At 57.6% G+C, this 16618-nt stretch carries 9 protein-coding genes; all 9 read left to right on the plus strand.

From position 1 onward, the window contains the following. Genes ABD890_RS02315 through ABD890_RS02355 form a run of 9 tightly spaced genes read left to right on the plus strand, consistent with a single transcriptional unit; the run spans position 1 to position 16562 of the window. The gene (locus tag ABD890_RS02315; protein ID WP_345085377.1) at positions 1–2316 is read left to right on the plus strand and encodes a BatA domain-containing protein; all 2316 of its coding nucleotides are present in this window, start codon (positions 1–3) and stop codon (positions 2314–2316) included. Beyond that, positions 2313–5063, plus strand: a complete 2751-nt coding sequence (locus ABD890_RS02320; protein ID WP_345085379.1) for a hypothetical protein — start codon at positions 2313–2315, stop codon at positions 5061–5063. Before ABD890_RS02315 ends, ABD890_RS02320 begins: the two co-directional genes overlap by 4 nt. Then, entirely contained in the window at positions 5060–7387 is a 2328-nt protein-coding gene (locus tag ABD890_RS02325) for a hypothetical protein (RefSeq protein ID WP_345085382.1), read from the plus strand. The genes ABD890_RS02320 and ABD890_RS02325 overlap by 4 nt, the downstream gene beginning before the upstream one ends. 57 nt (positions 7388–7444) lie before the next feature. Further along, a complete protein-coding gene (locus ABD890_RS02330; RefSeq protein WP_345085385.1) occupies positions 7445–9430 on the plus strand; it encodes a hypothetical protein in 1986 nt (661 codons plus the stop codon). After that, on the plus strand, positions 9427–10491 hold the full coding sequence (locus ABD890_RS02335; protein ID WP_345085387.1) for a hypothetical protein: 1065 nt from the start codon (positions 9427–9429) through the stop codon (positions 10489–10491). The genes ABD890_RS02330 and ABD890_RS02335 overlap by 4 nt, the downstream gene beginning before the upstream one ends. A 35-nt stretch (positions 10492–10526) precedes the next feature. Beyond that, the gene (locus ABD890_RS02340; protein ID WP_345085389.1) at positions 10527–11762 is read left to right on the plus strand and encodes an NPCBM/NEW2 domain-containing protein; all 1236 of its coding nucleotides are present in this window, start codon (positions 10527–10529) and stop codon (positions 11760–11762) included. Positions 11763–11777: 15 nt separating this feature from the next. Beyond that, complete coding sequence (locus ABD890_RS02345) at positions 11778–13577, plus strand: S1C family serine protease (protein ID WP_345085392.1); 1800 nt, start codon at positions 11778–11780, stop codon at positions 13575–13577. Between the two features lies 1 nt (position 13578). Continuing rightward, positions 13579–14604, plus strand: coding sequence for a S1C family serine protease (locus ABD890_RS02350; RefSeq protein ID WP_345085395.1), 1026 nt, complete (start codon positions 13579–13581; stop codon positions 14602–14604). Continuing rightward, on the plus strand, positions 14604–16562 hold the full coding sequence (locus ABD890_RS02355; protein WP_345085398.1) for a PDZ domain-containing protein: 1959 nt from the start codon (positions 14604–14606) through the stop codon (positions 16560–16562). The genes ABD890_RS02350 and ABD890_RS02355 overlap by 1 nt, the downstream gene beginning before the upstream one ends. The last annotated feature ends 56 nt before the right edge of the window (positions 16563–16618 follow it).

Below are 16618 nucleotides of genomic sequence, written 5' to 3' on the forward strand. Positions count from 1 at the left end.
ATGCTTTTCGTTTATCCAGCCCTGGCTTGGGCGTTTGCCCTCGTTTCACTTCCCGTGTTGATCCACCTGATCAACATGATGCGGCACCGGCGCGTGAAGTGGGCGGCGATGGACTTCTTGATGCAGAGTCATCGCCGGATGAAACATTGGGTGATGCTGCGGCAGTTGCTGCTGCTTCTGACCCGCATGGCAGCGATCGCCCTGATTGTGGCGATGCTGGCTGGTCTGATCACCACGCAAAGCTTATCGAGCGTTCTCAGCGATCAAGTCACGCACCATTTGATTCTGGTCGACGATACCTTCTCGATGCAGGAACGACTGGGAGGCGACACCGCCTTCCAATCGGCCGTTCAGACCACCAACCGCATCATCGAGAACCTGGCCAACCAGGATCGGCCGCAACGCATTTCGGTGATGCTGTACTCGGACATTCTTCGCGGCGATGCCGGCACCAAAGCTCCGAACTTGGAAGCCCGGATGCGAGTCGACATGGACTCGACCAGCATTGCCAAGCTGCAGGAATTGCTGGCGAACCTGACACCGACCGAGCAGTCGATCGCCTTGCCGGAAGTCCTCCAACGGACCAGTGAAGTGGTCGACCAGTTCGAGCAATCGGAAGCGGCGACCGTTTACGTCGTATCGGACTTCCGCGAGAAAGACTGGGGCTCGGAAGCGACGCTGCTCGATCCGATCTCGCGAATCGAAGAACGGGCCACCGAGCTGAACTGGATCAACTGTGCCCGGCTTCCGCAAGACAACCTCGCCATCACCGACGTCACCATTGGAAACGGAACCGTGGTTGCCGGTATCCCGACGATCGTGAAAGTTTCGATCCGCAACTTCGGCCAGCAATCGGCGGTCGACGTGCCGGTGAACATCGAAATGTTCGGCCCGAAAGATGGCAAGACCGACATCTCGCAGGCCGGCAACTCGCTGGAACGTTTATACGATCAGCTTCCAATCACCTTCGACGACATTCCGCCGGGCGACCAGGTCACACGCCAGACTCAGGTCATCTTCCCAACCGATGGCTCGCACGTCCTCGCGTTTCGCCTGCCGGAAGATCCACTGCCGCTCGACAATCAGCGTTTTGCCTCGACCGATGTCCAAGCCAACATTCCAGTGCTGATCGTCGATGGCGATCCGAAACTGACCAGTGCGTTCTACCTGCAATCGGTCTTCAATCCTGGCCCGAACGTGTCGACTGGTGTCAGCCCAACAACCGCCAGCACCAGTTTTCTGACGACGGCCGAGGCGAAGGATCTCGAGAAGTTCGAGACGATCTTCATCATCGATCCGCCGCAATTTGACGAACGTGTCATCAAAACGCTCAAGCAGTACGCCGAAGCAGGGGGTGGCATCGTTTGGTATTGCGGTCCTGGTTCCAGCGAGATTGGATTGGCCGAACTGGCCGCGGCCAACTTGCTGCCGACCTCGCTGGAAGCTGCTGACGAGCTGCCACAGAACATTCCAGACGGACCTTCCGATTTCGCTCCGGGCGACAACCCGATCTTCCGGGTCTTCGCCGGTGAGAAGAATCCCTTCCTGCGACGCCTGGTGGTGAACAACTACTTCCCGGTCGTTCCTGATTTCGAGCTTTCCAAGCCCGAGGCAGTTCAAGTCCTCGGTTCGCTCCGCAACGGTGCTCCGCTGGTTCTGGAACATCCTGTCGGCCAAGGCAAAGTGGTGACCTTCCTCACTTCGCTCGGTCCGCAGTGGAACAGTTGGGCGACCAACCCAAGCTTTATCGTGATGGTGCTCGAACTGCGGAACTACGCCGGGAAAGGGAAGTTCGCCGCGGCCGCCAAGCCTGTCGGCTCGCCGATCTCGGTGACGGCTCCTTCGTCCGACTATCGCGAATCGGTACAGTTCTACACGCCCGGTTCGACTCGCTTGCCAACCGATCGTAGCGAATCGGTCACGATGCAAGCCATCCCAGGCACACTCAACAGCGAAGCCACCTTGGCGGGCATCGATTCGGTCACCGGTCGTTTCATCACCGGTTCGGCCGGCGTGTACGAAGCCTGGATGACGAAGGTCGACGGATCGAACGAAGTCCGCCGCTACTCGCTCGCCCCAGAGATCGCTGAAAGCGATTTGCTGGGACTGACCGAAACCGACCTGCGACAGCTTTACCCTTCGGTCGTGTTCAACTACTTCGCCGCGGATGCCTGGCAGTATGACAATGCGGCCAACCAAGGCACCAACTGGCAATCGATTTTACTGATGCTGGTGATCGGAGCGTTGCTCTTGGAACAAGTGCTGGCCTTTTACGCGAGCTACCATCCGGTGGCTCCAGGAGCGACTGCCGCGTGAATCAGGCCACCAACACCGTAACCGCCTATCAGTTCAGCCGGCTGGCCGAACTTCCTAACTGGTCGCAATGGGCAGCCTTGGTTGCCGTTGTCGTCGCCATCATGGCGTTCGTCTGGTGGTGGTCGCGTCGCGATACGCACGCACTGCCAGGTCTCAGCCGACTGGTTTTGTTCGGTCTGCGAACCGCCGCACTGCTTGGGCTGCTGCTCTTCTTCTTCAACCTCGAAAAGAAAACACAGCGCGAAGTTCGCGAGAACTCCCGCGTCGCCGTGCTGGTCGATACGAGTCAAAGCATGGGGCTTTCCGACGATGCCCCTGGCGCCGGATCCGATCCGACCTCGCGGGCCGACAAAGCGATTGCACTACTTTCGCAAAGTGATCTGGTCAGCGAACTCCGCAAAGATCATGACGTCAGCGTAATGACCTTCGACGACTCGTCGCCCCCCAGGAACGTCGCGTTCTTCAGTCGTACTGGCGAAGCCGCCGATGTTGCCGACGACCAGCCAAGCGAATCGTACGAACAGCAATGGTCCGAGATGACCTGGATCACCTGGACCGGCATCGGGCTGGTGGCGGTCGGCGTGGTAACTTTGCTCGCCGCCGGCATCTTCGCGACCTCGGCCAGCGCCGCGTACATGAACTTCGTCAGTGCCATCTGCCTGCTCGCCGCCGTTGTGCTGGTTGGGGCAGGGGATCTGCGAAACGATCAGGTTCGTCCGTGGGAGATCGTGTTCGGCAAGTCTTCTCAAAAGCCAACCGACACTCAAACGGATATCCTCTCGACCGAAGACGAAACCAAGTCGGACGAACTGGCGAACGTCGATTGGGCCAAGTCGCTGCAGCCGACCGGCCTTGAGACCCGTATCGGCGATGCCGTCATTCAATTGGTCAACCGTGAACGTGGTGGCCCGTTTGCCGGCATCTTGCTGGTTTCGGATGGTGCCAACAACGAAGGAACGCAGCCGATCGAAGCGGCACGCATGGTCCGTGAAATTGGTGCCCGGATTGTGACCATCGGCCTTGGTTCCGATCAGCAGCCACAGAACGTGCGGATTGTTGACCTGGAAGCACCTTCCAAAGCATACCCAGGCGACCAGTTCCAACTGCGCGGCTACGTCCAAGGCTTCGGCATGCCCAACAAGTTTGTCACGCTTCAGGTGGCCTCGGGTGTGATGGACGACGAAGGGAACTTCCAGGAACAATCGATCGACATGGCTTCCGAGCCGATCCGATTGGGCGAAGATGGCGAAGTGATTCCGGTCGATTTCCAGATCACGCCTGAAAACATCGGCACCCGGGCCTATCAGCTTCGGATTGTTTCCGCGTCCGAATCGGACATCGACCCGAGCGACAACCAAAAGACGGTCAAGGTTCAGATCGTTCAGCAGCGTAACCGCGTCCTGCTGGTCGCCGGTGGGCCAACGCGTGAATATCGCTTCCTCCGTAATCAACTGTTCCGTGATAAAGATGTCGAACTGCACGTCCTGCTGCAGACTGGTGAACCAGGGATCTCGCAAGAGTCGGACGAACTGTTGTTCGAGTTCCCCGACGACCCGACCGTGCTGTTTGAAGAGTACGACTGCATCGTGGCGTTCGATCCCGATTGGTCGCAATTCTCTTACGATCAAATCCAATTGCTGGAACGCTGGGTCGGCGAGAAGGCTGGTGGCCTGATTGTGGTCGCTGGTCCGATCTTCACGCCAGTCTGGGCCAGCCAGAAGCGTGGCAACGATGCGATCGACATTGTGAAAGACCTTCACCCGGTGACCTTCTTCAGCCGCGGTACCGGGATTGGTCTGGGGCGATTTGGTTCCGAGACACCTCACAAGATTCTGCTCTCGTCCGAAGGGCAGAAGTCGGAAGCGTTACGACTCGATTCCGACGCCGACGTCAGTGCCCGGATCTGGCAACAGTTCCCTGGTGTGTACGGCTACTTCACCGTCAGCGGCGTGAAGCCAGGTGCGGCGGTGTGGGCCGAGATCGACGGCGATTCGACCGGCAAGTCACCGGTTTACATGGCTTCGCATTTCTACGGAGCCGGTCGCGTCATCTTCCTGGGAAGTGGCGAAATCTGGCGACTTCGTTCGATGGGTGTTGGCTACTTCGAGGCCTTCTACACCAAGCTGATTCGTTACGCTTCGCAAGGCCGACTGGCTCGTGACTCGAGCCGTGGTTTGCTGCTGGTTAGCGCCGACCGTGTCTCGCTGGGCGAAACAGTCGACGTGCGAGCCTTCCTCACCGATGCCCAGCACAACCCGCTGACCGATCCGCAACTGGAGGCCCGTCTGGTGAAGCCAGACGGTACGGAAGAATCCTTGATGCTGCGACAACTTCCGGAGTTCGAGGAAGGTCAGTACGCCGGACAATTCACGCCACTGCAAGATGGCGAATATCGCGTTGAAGTAATACTGCCTGGCGGCGGCGACGATAGCCTGCTGACGCGTGAAGTCAGGGCTCGTATTCCTGACCGCGAAATCGCGAACCCTCGCCGCGACGATGCCGTGTTGACTGCGCTCAGTGGCGAAACGGGGGGCAAGTCGATCGTCGGAATCAGTGACTTGATGAAACAAGAGAACCTGGCGGCCCTGGTTGGCCCCGAGGCTCTTCCACCACGAGATATGTTTACGGCTCTCCCTGACCTGACCGACCGAACTTTCCAGCTTCAACTGCGAGGCTGGCTGATGGCGTTCATTGTCCTGGCGTTGAGTGTGGAATGGATTCAACGGAGGTTCGCGAAACTGGCATGAGCACTTCTCGTGACCCCATTCCTGATTCGATCCTACAGCTTCTCGATAAGCTGCGTGGTCGCATTCGCCGCTATGTGATCTTTGAAGGGATCGCCACCATCCTGATTTGGTTGGGGATCGTCTTCTGGGGTGGGCTGGCTCTCGACTATTTGCCGGTCACCTTTGGTGCCAGCGAAATGCCGGTCGAAGCACGGACCGTTGTGCTGGTGATCGCCGGCCTCGGCTCGGCCTGGCTGCTGTTCCAGTTGATCCTCCGCCGCGTCTGGGTGAAGCTTCCCGACCGAAGCATGGCCCTGCTGATCGAACGCCGTTATCCGCAGTTTGGCGAAAGCCTGTTGACGACGGTCGAAGCCGCGGAATCGACTTCCGAGATGGATGCCTACGAGCAAGAGATGCTCGCCCAGACGCGGCGCGATGCGTTGGCCACGTTGCCGGAAGCGAACGTCACCGAACTGTTCGATCCGACCCCGCTCTGGCGTAAAGGCTCGCTGGCGGTGGGGGCGCTGCTCAGCATTGGTTTGTTCGCCCTGGTCGCGCTGCCAGCGTTCCAGACCTGGATGAGCCGCCTGGTGATGCTCAGCGATACGACCTGGCCACGCTTGGCCCGAATCGAAGTTGTGGGCGTCGAAGTCCTTCAGCGTAGCGACACCGGGGACGAAGAAGGTTCGACCACGGTCGTGCTGCCGTTCACCGATGGTGTCGTGAAAATTGCCCGCGGCAGCTCGGTGCGACTGTTGGTTGCGGCTGATGCTAACGCCCCGTACACGCCTCGTTACTGCTCGCTCGTCTATCGCACCGGCGATGGCGTGTCGGACTCGGTCCGGATGCAGCGAATGGGCAATGCCGACGACGATGGCAAGGTCTCGTTCGTTTACGACCGCAAGCCGCTGATCAGCATGACCACTTCACTCGGCTTCGATGTGATTGGCTACGACCACAAGTTGTCGGACTATCGGATTGAAGTGGTCGATCGACCGTTCATCACCCGCAGCGAAGTCGACGCCGTCCTGCCGGAATACACCGAATTGCTCCCTCGTAAAGAAGCAGTCTCTGGGGCAACGCAGCTTCCCGTTGGCTCGCAGGTCACGTTGTCGATGGTTTCCAGCAAACCAATTGTCTCCGCCACGCTGTTCGACCTGGGAACGAAGGAAACCAAAGAACTGACCTTCGATACACCCATCACCGAAATCCAGGAAACGTTCGCCAGCCTGTCGCGCGATCTGCCGCTGGAGGTCTCGCTGACCGACATCGACGGCGTCTCGAACGAGATCCCTTACCGTTTAAAGATTACGGCTGTGCCTGACTCGCCACCGGCTGTTGAGATGCGTCCGATCGGCATTGGTTCGGCCATCACCAAAGATGCTCAGATCCGCCTGGAAGGTCGCATCCAAGATGACTTCGGCGTGGCTCGCTCGTGGATCGAAGTTCAGGTCATTGGTGGCGCGAAGATGGAAATCCCGGTTACCACCGATATCGACGGGCTGTTCTCGACCCTGATCGACTTGAAAGATCAGCAGACGCCCGATGGCATTTTGCGGGTCGAGCCGGACGACAAGGTCACGATTTCGTTGTTCGCCCAGGACAAGTGTGACCTGGATGGCGAAGGAAACATCGGCACGGCCGATCGGCTGCAACTCGATGTGGTTACCCCGGACAAGCTGCTATCACTGCTGGAAGGACGCGAGCTCGACCTGCGTCGCCGCTTTGAGCAGATCCGGGAAGAAACGATTCGCCTTCGCGAGGAATACGCCCGAATTCAGATCGACGCCAAGCGTTTCGCCCAGGGAGCTGAGAAGTTCGCCGCCGCAGAAACTACCCCGCGCGAGGGAGAAACCGCGACCGATCCACAAGAATTGTTCCGAAAGGCACTCGATCTGCAACGTTTGCGGATCCAACGAGCCCAGCAGGCGAGTAAGAAAGCCGATGGAGAACTTGTAGGTATTCGGGTCGGTTTCGAAGAAATCCGGGTCGAATTGACGTCTAATCGGATGGATACGACCGCTCGCAAGGAACGACTCGAGAAAATGATTATCGAGCCGATCCAAAAGCTGTCCGATCCGATGCATGCTCAATTACAAAGCACGACGCAAGAATTGGAGGCACTGTACGACCAGCCTGAGCCGTTTCTGCCGGTTGTAGAGGTTGCCATTCAGAAGACCGACGCAATCATTCTCGAAATGGAACGTATCCTAGAGAAGATGTTCGATTTGGAGAACTTCAACGAACTTATGGAAAAGATGCGTCAGCTGATCGACGCTCAGACCGAACTTCGCGAAGAAACGGAAGATTTGCGGAAGAAGCAGATCCTGGATCTGTTAAAGTAAAAGAACCGGTGGCCAAATAATGGCCATCCCCTTTTCTGAGAGAGTAGGGAGAACCTAATGCCTGAATGTCCTGCGAAAACTGGTGCGCGGTTTGGACTGCGAGGGCTGATTCTCCTGACTTGCATCATCCTGGGCCCTTCGTTTCTGCTTGCCCAGGAAGTCGCCACGAAAGATGGCCTGTCTGATCGCCAACGGCAACTGAGCACGAATTTCGACGAGCTCGAAAAGCTGATGCTCAAAATGGCTGATATCGACGAGGCCAACAACCCGCAGCGCTCTAATCTGCTGCGCGAAGCGGTCCGCAACAGCCGTAACCTGCGTGTCCAATCGCGGATGCAAGAGACCACCGATTCACTTAGCGGCGGTCAGCTCAAGCGAGCCAGCGATCAGCAGACATTGATCGAGAATGATCTCCGTTCTCTCTTGAAGCTATTGCAGAGCGAAAACCGCGACGAGCAACTCAAAGACGAAGAAGCGCGTATCAAGAGCTACATCAAGTCGGCTCAGAAGCTGCTCAATCGCCAACGCAGTATCCAAGGCCGCACCGAAGGGGGAAGCTCCCCCAAACCGCTCAGTGACGAACAAGCCCGTCTGGCCGACGACGCCAAGTCGCTCTCGGATCAGATCGCCGAACAAGAAGAAGGAGGTCGCCCCAGCGATCGTCCTCAAGGCGAGAACGGCGAGTCTGGTGATTCCCAAAAGGGAGATAAAGGTGATCCGTCCGAAGGTGAGATGAAGCCAGGCGAAGAAAACGAGGGCGAATCGAAATCGGGCGAAGAAGGGGAATCGGCCGAAGGGAAGCCTGGCGAGGAAGGCCAAGAAGGCAAACCATCTGGCGAAAAGTCAGGGGAGAACGCCGAAGGCAAGTCAGGCGAAGGCGAAAACAAACCAGGGGAAGAAAAGTCTGGTGAAAACCAATCAGGCGAGCCATCCGAAGGTGAGTCAGGCAAACCGGAAGGTGACATGAAAGAGGGCGAGCCCTCGGACAAAGAGTCGAAGTCTGGCGAGTCGGAATCGAAGCCCGGCGAGATGGGCGAATCTGGCGAATCGAAAGAAGGCGAATCCCAAGAAGGGGAAAGCCAGGAAAGCAAGCCTGGCCAACCAGGGCAACAAAGCCAGCAGCAAGGACAACAGGGCCAGCAAGGGCAACCCGGAGAACAAGGCGAGCAGGGCGAACAAGGCCAGCAGCAACAGCAGCAGCAGGAAGAGTTCTCGCCACGGAAACGTATCGAAGAAGCCCAGCGCCGTATGGAACAGGCTCAAAAGAAGCTTGACGAAGCGGACAAAGAAGGTGCCGTCCAGGAACAGCAAGCGGCCCGCGACGAACTCGCCCAGGCCATTGCCGAGCTGGAAGAAATCTTGCGTCAGCTTCGTGAAGAAGAAATCGAACGCGTGCTTGCTCGCCTCGAAGTCCGTTTCACCAAGATGCTCGAGATGCAGCTTCGCGTGAACGACGACACCGAACGCCTCTCGCAGATCCCGCTCGACCAGCGCGGTTCGGCCGAAGACGCGGAAGCCGGCAAACTGAGCTTCGCTGAAAAGCAAATCATGGTCGAAGCCGACAAGTGCCTCGAACTGCTCAAAGAAGAAGGCTCGTCGATCGCCTTCCCTGAATCACTGCAGATGGTGCGGGAAGACATGCAGGAAGTCGCCAATCGCCTGGGACAGTCCAAGCTCGACAGCCTGACCATCACCATCGAAGAAGACATTGTGGCGGGCCTGGAAGAACTGCTGGAAGCGTTGAAGCAAGCCCAGCAGGAACAGGAAGAACGTCGCCAGCAGCAGCAACAGCAACAACAGCAGCAACAACAACAAGGTGAAGAACCACTGGTCGACCAGATTGCCGAACTACGGTTGATCAAGTCGATGCAAGTTCGTGTGAACCAACGTACCAATCGATACGCTCAGATGCTGGACAACGCCGACGACGAAGTCGGTCAAGCCACCAGCGAAGATCTGAAAAACCTGTTACGGGATTTGGCCGAACGTCAAAGCCGGATTTACGACATCACTCGGGACAACGTTCAGGGGAAGAACCAATGAGTTTTCGCCGAATTGCCAGCAGCCTGACCGGTTTCGCGGCTCTTGCCGGACTGCTCAGCTCTGCGTGTCTGGTACACGCTGAATCGGGTCTGTCGGTATCCAATCGCTGGACGCCTCCTTCCCGCCAACAGTTGTCCGAAGAACTCACCGCGTGGTCCCAAACCACGCATGCTCCGAATGAAACCAAGGATCGCCTGTTAAGCCTGTGGGCCGAAGATGGTGACACCACGCTCGACCTGCGACAACTGCTCGATCAATCGCTGGAAATCACGTCCGTCGATATCTGGCAGCAACTTCAAGCGTTCCAGGATACTGGCATTTATCAAGGCCCGATCGAACTCGACCCTGCCAAGCCCGATGCGTGGCCGCCAGCGTTTCTGGTGCATCATGCCAAGTTCGTTTACGGCAAATGGCTGGCGGAAAAGGGCTTTTACGATGAAGCCCTCACCGAACTGGACGAGCCGACCCCAGACCAGGTCGTTGACCCTGCCGCCTTGCTGTTCTTTGAGGCCGCTTGTCAGCACTACCTGTTGAAGAAAGAAGAATGTGTTGCCACGCTGCAGCAGCTTCTAGCTCGCTCGGAAGGCCTGCCGGCGCGTTACCTCGCCTTGTCGCAAATGATGCTCAAAGACATTGAACCGCTCGAAACCGATTCGCTGGACGAAGTTGCTCGTCTGATGCGCGACATCGAACGCCGCTTGGACCTGGGGCGTGCCGGCAAGAAGGTTCGCCAGACCGAAGAAGACGTGGTCGCCAAGCTCGACAAAATGATCGAAGATCTGGAAAAGCAGCGTCAACAGCAGCAGCAACAACAACAGCAATCGCAAGGGGGCGGGCAAGGCTCGCAACCGATGCAAGACAGTCGCCCTGGAACCGAAAGCGGTCCTGGCGAAGTCGATGAGAAAGAGATGAAGAACAAAGGAGAGTGGGGCGACCTTCCACCAAAGGAACGCCAGGAAGCTCTGCAACAAATCTCGAACGAATACCCCTCGCATTATCGCCGAGCGATCGAAGAGTACTTCCGCAAGATCGCACGCGATCCTTCGTCCGGCAATAACTAGATTCCCTCCTCCGACGCCTCGCACCCCAAAGCTTCATGAAGACGTTTTGCTTGATCATGCTCTCGCTCCTCGCCGCACCACCTGCGGTCGAGGTGCAGCAATTGGATGGATCCAAAACTGAAGGCAACCTCGTTCAGATGACGGCCGATTCCCTTTCGTTGGAATTAGCCGATGGATCTTCCAGCACGCTTTCAACCAAAGACATCATCAATGTGGTGCCCACGTCACCGGCGCCGTTCGAGCCGCAATCGCCGCCTGCCTTCGAAGTTTCGCTGGCGGATGGCTCGCAGCTTCTGATTGCGAACTTGAACATTTCTTCCCGCACGGCCGATCTCAAATCGCCCGGCGGCAATAAGATCTCACTCGGCAAGAGTGCCATGAAAGGCATTCGCTTTCTGCACCCCGAAGCCGATGCCAGCCTGGCGGACGACGACCCTCTCAAGCAGCGTTGGTACGAGATCGTCAGCGAATACACCGGAGCCGACGCGATCGTGCTGATACGCGAAGGGGATCTCACCATTCAGGAAGTGGTCATCCACGGCGTCTCTTCCAAAGGTGTGAAGATCCAGCTTGACGACCTGACCACAACGGTCGATTTGTCGAAGCTGTACGGTCTGCTGTTTTATCAGCGTGGGGCACGGACCTTTCCCTCACCACTTTGCCTGGTCGAACTGAACGATCGCTCGAAGCTGTTGGCCCGTTCGGTCCAGCTCAACAACGGTCATACCCAGGTCACCACGCTGACCGGAACCGAAATCCCGGTCGCCTTCGACCAGATTACCAAGCTAGACTTTGCTGCTGGCAACATTCAATTCCTTGACGAAATGAAGCCGGCCCGCGTCACGTGGACTCCGGTTCTGCAGTCAGGCATCGCGATCGATGACTTCGCGTTGGTTTATGCTCCGAAGATGAACACCTCGTTCCGCGGCACGATGTTGACGCTGGAAGAGGATGGCGAGCCGGTCGCTTATTCCCGCGGCATGGCCGTCCACGCGACTTCGGAACTGTTGTACGACTTGCCAACCGGGTTCCGCCAGCTTCAGATGCGAGTCGGGATCGCCCCGGCCAGCCTTGGTTCGTGCACGGCCAAGCTGCAGATCGTGGGCGACCAGAAGATTTTGTTCGAGAAAGAATTCTCCGGCGACACACAGCCGGAAGACATTGCATTGAATATATCAGGCGTTCGCCGAATGAAGATCATCGTCGATGCGGCAGATGGTGAAGATTGGGGCGACGTGCTGCACCTTTGCCAGGCACGCCTGATCAAGTAATCCAAGAGAATCCGCATGCATCGCGTTACTCCATTATTAATCTGCCTGACTCTCGTTTCGTTACCTTGGCTGCATGCCGAGGCCGCCGAGATGGACGTCGTTCTGAAGGCCGAACAGGCTCGTATCGACGCCGTCGCCAAAGCTTCCGCTTCGACGATCTCGGTCTTCGCAGGTGCGGCCGGTGGCGGTAGTGGCGTGATCATCAGCCCCGATGGTTATGCGGTTACCAACTTTCATGTCGCCGATCCGGCTGGCAACTTCATGAAGTGCAGCATGCCAGAAGATGGCGGTAAGGTGTACGACGCCGTGATTGTCGGTGTCGATCCTGTCGGCGACGTCGCCGTGATCAAATTACTCGGCAGAGACGACTTTCCCGCGGCCGAAATCGTCGATAGCAACTCCGTTCAAGCAGGCGACTGGTGCTTCGCCGTCGGTAATCCCTTTCTGCTGGCGACCGACCTGCAGCCAACGGTAACCTGGGGCATCGTCTCGGGCGTGCATCGCTACCAATACCCGGCCGGCACACTGCTGGAATACACCGACTGTATCCAGACCAATGCGGCCATCAATCCGGGCAACTCCGGTGGTCCGCTGTTCAACGACAAAGGGCAGCTCATCGGCATCAATGGCCGTGGTTCGTTTGAAAAACGTGGCCGTGTGAACGTCGGCGTCGGCTACGCCATCTCGATCAACCAGGTGATGAACTTCCTTGGTTACTTGAAGAGTGGCCGCATCATCGACCATGCCACGCTGGGCGCGACGGTCAGCACCGACACTGAAGGCCGCGTTGTTGTGACGAACATTCTTTCCTCGTCCGATGCCTATCGACGCGGGCTCCGCTACGGTGACGAGATCGTTAGCTTCGGCAATCGCGAGATCACGACCGTCAACGGTTTCAAAAACATTCTGGGGATCTATCCACGCGGTTGGAGCATTCCGCTTTCGTACCGTCGCGAAGGGAAACGCTTCGATACGGTCGTCCGTCTAGCAGGCGTTCACTCGCGACGCGAACTGCTCGAGAAATCGGGCAACGCTCCAATTCCACCAAGTCCGGAAGAATCTCCGGCTCCGAAGGAAGGCGAAGAGAAAGAGGGAGACGACAAGCCAAGTCGTCCGATGAAGCCGCCCGGGCACCCTGGAACCGAAGAAGCGAAACCGCCTGAAGAGTGGAAGCACCTGCACGCTGAAAAAACAGGCTACGCCAACTATCAGTTCAACGAAGCCCACCAGCAGCGACTGCGAAAGGCGCTCGATGCTTTGGGCGATTGGGGCCAGTCTGGCGAAACCTGGTCGATGGAATACACGCTGGTCGATAACGACAGCGGCACCATCCACATCGGCCCGATGACCGTCGAAGGCAAGATGGCCGGGGTGAACCACAACCTGGAAATGACCGGCGACCTGACTCAGAAACTGGAACCTGCCGGTAGTGGTGGTTTGTTCCTGACGCTTTATACCTGGAAGCGTCTGCTGAAAGAAAAGTTCGAGACCTTCGGCGAAGTCTATTACCTGGGCACCGCACCGCGACGTGATTTCGACGTGCAGTACGATGTTCTGGTCGGCCTGTATGATGCCTTGGAAATCCGAGCCTACTTCGATCAGAAGACAGGCCAACTGATGGTACTGGAGATGTTCCCGGAATCGGACTCCGATCCGTGCGAGATCGAATTCAGCGACTACCGCGAATCGGATGGCTACACGCTTCCGCATCGCATGGTCGTTCGTTTTGGTGACGATCCCTTCGATATCGTGACCATCAAAAAATGGACGGTCGCCCCGAAAGACAATAAGCCAGCCAGCGAGAAGGGGGCCTAAGATGCAACGGAACGCGTTTGCCAAACTGGGACTACTGATCGTTGCGGCCTGCTGTGTCGCTTTGCCCACTGGCTCGCTGAATGCAGAATCGACTTTGCGAGAGGTTACCCAGGACGTCCAGCGGAAGATCGTCAAGATCTACGGGGCAGGGGGGCTGCGTGGGCTCGAGTCGTACCAGTCGGGCAGCCTGATTTCTCCCGAAGGACATATCCTCACCGCGTGGAGCTACGTCCTCGATTCCAGCGTAATCACGATCGTGCTCGACGATGGCCGCCACTTCGTGGCGGAACTTTCCGCGGCGGATCCTCGCTTCGGAATCGCACTTTTGAAGATCGATGCCCAGAACCTTCCCTATTTCAATCTCGACGAAGGGGTCTCGCCCCAAGCAGGCGATCGCATCCTTTCCTTCAGCAACCTGTTTGGTATCGCGGCCGGTGATGAAGCGGCCAGCGTTCTCAGCGGATATGTTTCCGCCGTGACACCCCTGGAAGCACGCCGCAGTGCGTTTCCTTCCGCCTACCATGGCCCAGTGCTGATTGTCGATGCGATCGTCAACAACCCCGGTGCCGCCGGTGGCGTGCTGACCGATCAACAAGGCAACTTCGCCGGGCTGCTCGGCAAAGAACTACGCAGCTCGCGAAACGACATCTGGCTGAACTATGCCATTCCGATTGCTCAGCTTCGCGAACCAATCGAAGACCTTTTGGCTGGCCGCTCGCGTCCGGTCGTCGATCCAGAAATGGAAAAGCCGCTAACGCCGCTCACCTTGAAGCACGCCGGTTTGGTGCTGGTGCCAGATGTTCTCGACAAGACGCCACCTTACGTCGAACGCGTCGAGAAAGGTTCGCTGGCGGAATCGGCCAAGCTGCAGCCTGACGACTTGATTCTGTACGCCGACGGAACGCTCATTCCGTCCCAGAAGGCGTTGATTGAAAAGCTTAGCTACATGGATCGGGACGACATCGTTTCTTTGACCGTTTTACGGGACGGACAACTGGTCGAACTCACCCTCAACGAATTGCAATAATGTCGAAGTCGCTTTCCATCCTGACACTCGCAATCGTGCAAAGCGTTTGCCTGGTTCTTGCTCCGTTGTCCGCTCAGGAAGTGAATGTCGCGGAACAGGTCGCCATCAAAAGCGCCGTCGATAAGGTTGCCGACAGTGTCGTCCAGATCGAAACGGTTGGCGGCCTGGTCGAAGGTGGCGGACCGCTGGAAGGTGCCAGTCGAACCAGCGGCACGATCATCTCGCCCGACGGCTTTATCATTTCGAGCTACATCGGGTTTATCCAGCAGCCCAGCGGCATCCTGGTGACATTGCCCAATGGCAAACGTGTGGCCGCGAAGCTGATCGCGAAAGACACCAGTCGGAACCTCGCCTTGCTGAAGGTCGAGACCGAGATGGAACTGCCAGTGCCTGAAACGACCGAACGTACCGAGTTGCGGCCAGGACAATGGGCGATTGCTTTAGGCAAAACGTTCGCCGCCGATTCTCCCTCGGTTTCGGTTGGAATCGTGAGCGCCACTCATCGCGTGTGGGGCAAAGCGGTGCAGACCGATGCCAAGATTTCGCCAAATAACTATGGTGGTCCGCTGATCGATATTCACGGCCACGTGATCGGGATCCTGACGCCTCTTTCCCCTCAAGATCCTGGTGCCACTGGCGGCACGGAATGGTACGACTCCGGGATTGGCTTTGCGGTTCCGCTGGCCGAGATTCTGCAGCGTGTCGACACGCTGAAAGAGGGCACCGACCTGAAACCAGGCCTGCTGGGGATCAACCTGAAAGGGAACGACATCGTCGCCGATCAGGCCGAGATCGCGGCAGTTCGCTACAACAGCCCTGCTCAGGTCGCTGGTATTCAAGAGAAAGACATCCTGGTCGGTGCGAACGGCCTTCCAATCGAACGTCAGGCTCAACTGAAACACATTTTGGGCGTTGCGTATGCGGGCGATACGATCGACTTCAAGGTGAAGCGCGGCGAAGAAACACTCGACCTGAGCGTGACCTTGGCAGCCGAACTGATTCCATACGATCGCCCGCTGCTGGGTGTACTGCTCGATCGCAATCAAAGTGACGTTGCCATCGTTTACCATGTGTTCGGTGACACGGCAGCAGCGACCGCCGGTCTGAAGGCTGGCGATCAGATTATTAAATACAACGATGCCGAGATCTCGACTCCACTCTCCCTTCGCACGGCAGTCGCCACGGCCGAACCGGAAGTTGCCCATAAGCTGGTCGTTCTGCGGGACGGCAAGGAAGAAACGATCGAGGTAACTCCCAAGAGTGTGCCGTCAAAATTCTTAAGCGACGCTCCGCCCCAAACCGCCGCCGCAGATGCCGAGGCCCAGGAAGGTGTAGTCACCGGGGAAAGCGAATTCCAACTCGCCGAAGAAAAGAATGCCGCCAAGCTGTTTGTGCCTGAGATCGCCAAGAAGCTCCCTTCGCTGGGCCTGATTGTGCTGCTGAACGATGCCGAGTTCAAATTCGAGCCGCAGCGAGACAGCTGGAAAGAAGAAGCCGAGGCGTTTGGTTTCGCCGTCCTCGAGGTTTCGCCTGCCAACGACTCGCGTTGGACGCGACCGGAAGCTTCGGTCGTTCGCAAGATGATTGATCGGGTGCGAGACAACTACCCAATCGACGCGAACCGCACGATTGTTGTGGGTGGCAAGTCTGGCGGGGCATTGGCCCTGATCCATGGCTTTGAAAACCGCGACGTGCAGAACGGTTCGGTCGCTATCGAAGCGGGCATTCCACGCGGCACCAACATTCCAGACAACGAACCGCTCGACCAACTGGAAATCGTCTTCATGGCAGCAGCCGAATCCGATTCTGCCAAGGCCTTGAAGAGCCAGATCGCAGCTCTACAGAAGATGAAGTACCCGGTCATCGAGTCGGAACTGACCAGCAAAGAGGCTACCACGCTCTCGCCGGCCGAAATCAAGATGCTGGCCAACTGGCTGAACACGCTCGATCGCATCTAACCGCCTGGCGATCGAGCTACGCCACCCCGCCTCGTTCTTCCTCCCTGAATCCGCAT

The organism is Bremerella cremea (assembly GCF_039541315.1).
GTDB classification, from domain to species: domain Bacteria; phylum Planctomycetota; class Planctomycetia; order Pirellulales; family Pirellulaceae; genus Bremerella; species Bremerella cremea.

What these genes read in the sequence shown, in the direction of transcription:
- ABD890_RS02315 (WP_345085377.1), top strand. Translation starts at nt 1, where the DNA reads ATGCTTTTCGTTTATCCAGCCCTGGCTTGGGCGTTTGCCCTCGTTTCA.
- ABD890_RS02325 (WP_345085382.1), top strand. Translation starts at nt 5,060, where the DNA reads ATGAGCACTTCTCGTGACCCCATTCCTGATTCGATCCTACAGCTTCTC.
- ABD890_RS02330 (WP_345085385.1), top strand. Translation starts at nt 7,445, where the DNA reads ATGCCTGAATGTCCTGCGAAAACTGGTGCGCGGTTTGGACTGCGAGGG.
- ABD890_RS02335 (WP_345085387.1), top strand. Translation starts at nt 9,427, where the DNA reads ATGAGTTTTCGCCGAATTGCCAGCAGCCTGACCGGTTTCGCGGCTCTT.
- ABD890_RS02340 (WP_345085389.1), top strand. Translation starts at nt 10,527, where the DNA reads ATGAAGACGTTTTGCTTGATCATGCTCTCGCTCCTCGCCGCACCACCT.
- ABD890_RS02345 (WP_345085392.1), top strand. Translation starts at nt 11,778, where the DNA reads ATGCATCGCGTTACTCCATTATTAATCTGCCTGACTCTCGTTTCGTTA.
- ABD890_RS02350 (WP_345085395.1), top strand. Translation starts at nt 13,579, where the DNA reads ATGCAACGGAACGCGTTTGCCAAACTGGGACTACTGATCGTTGCGGCC.
- ABD890_RS02355 (WP_345085398.1), top strand. Translation starts at nt 14,604, where the DNA reads ATGTCGAAGTCGCTTTCCATCCTGACACTCGCAATCGTGCAAAGCGTT.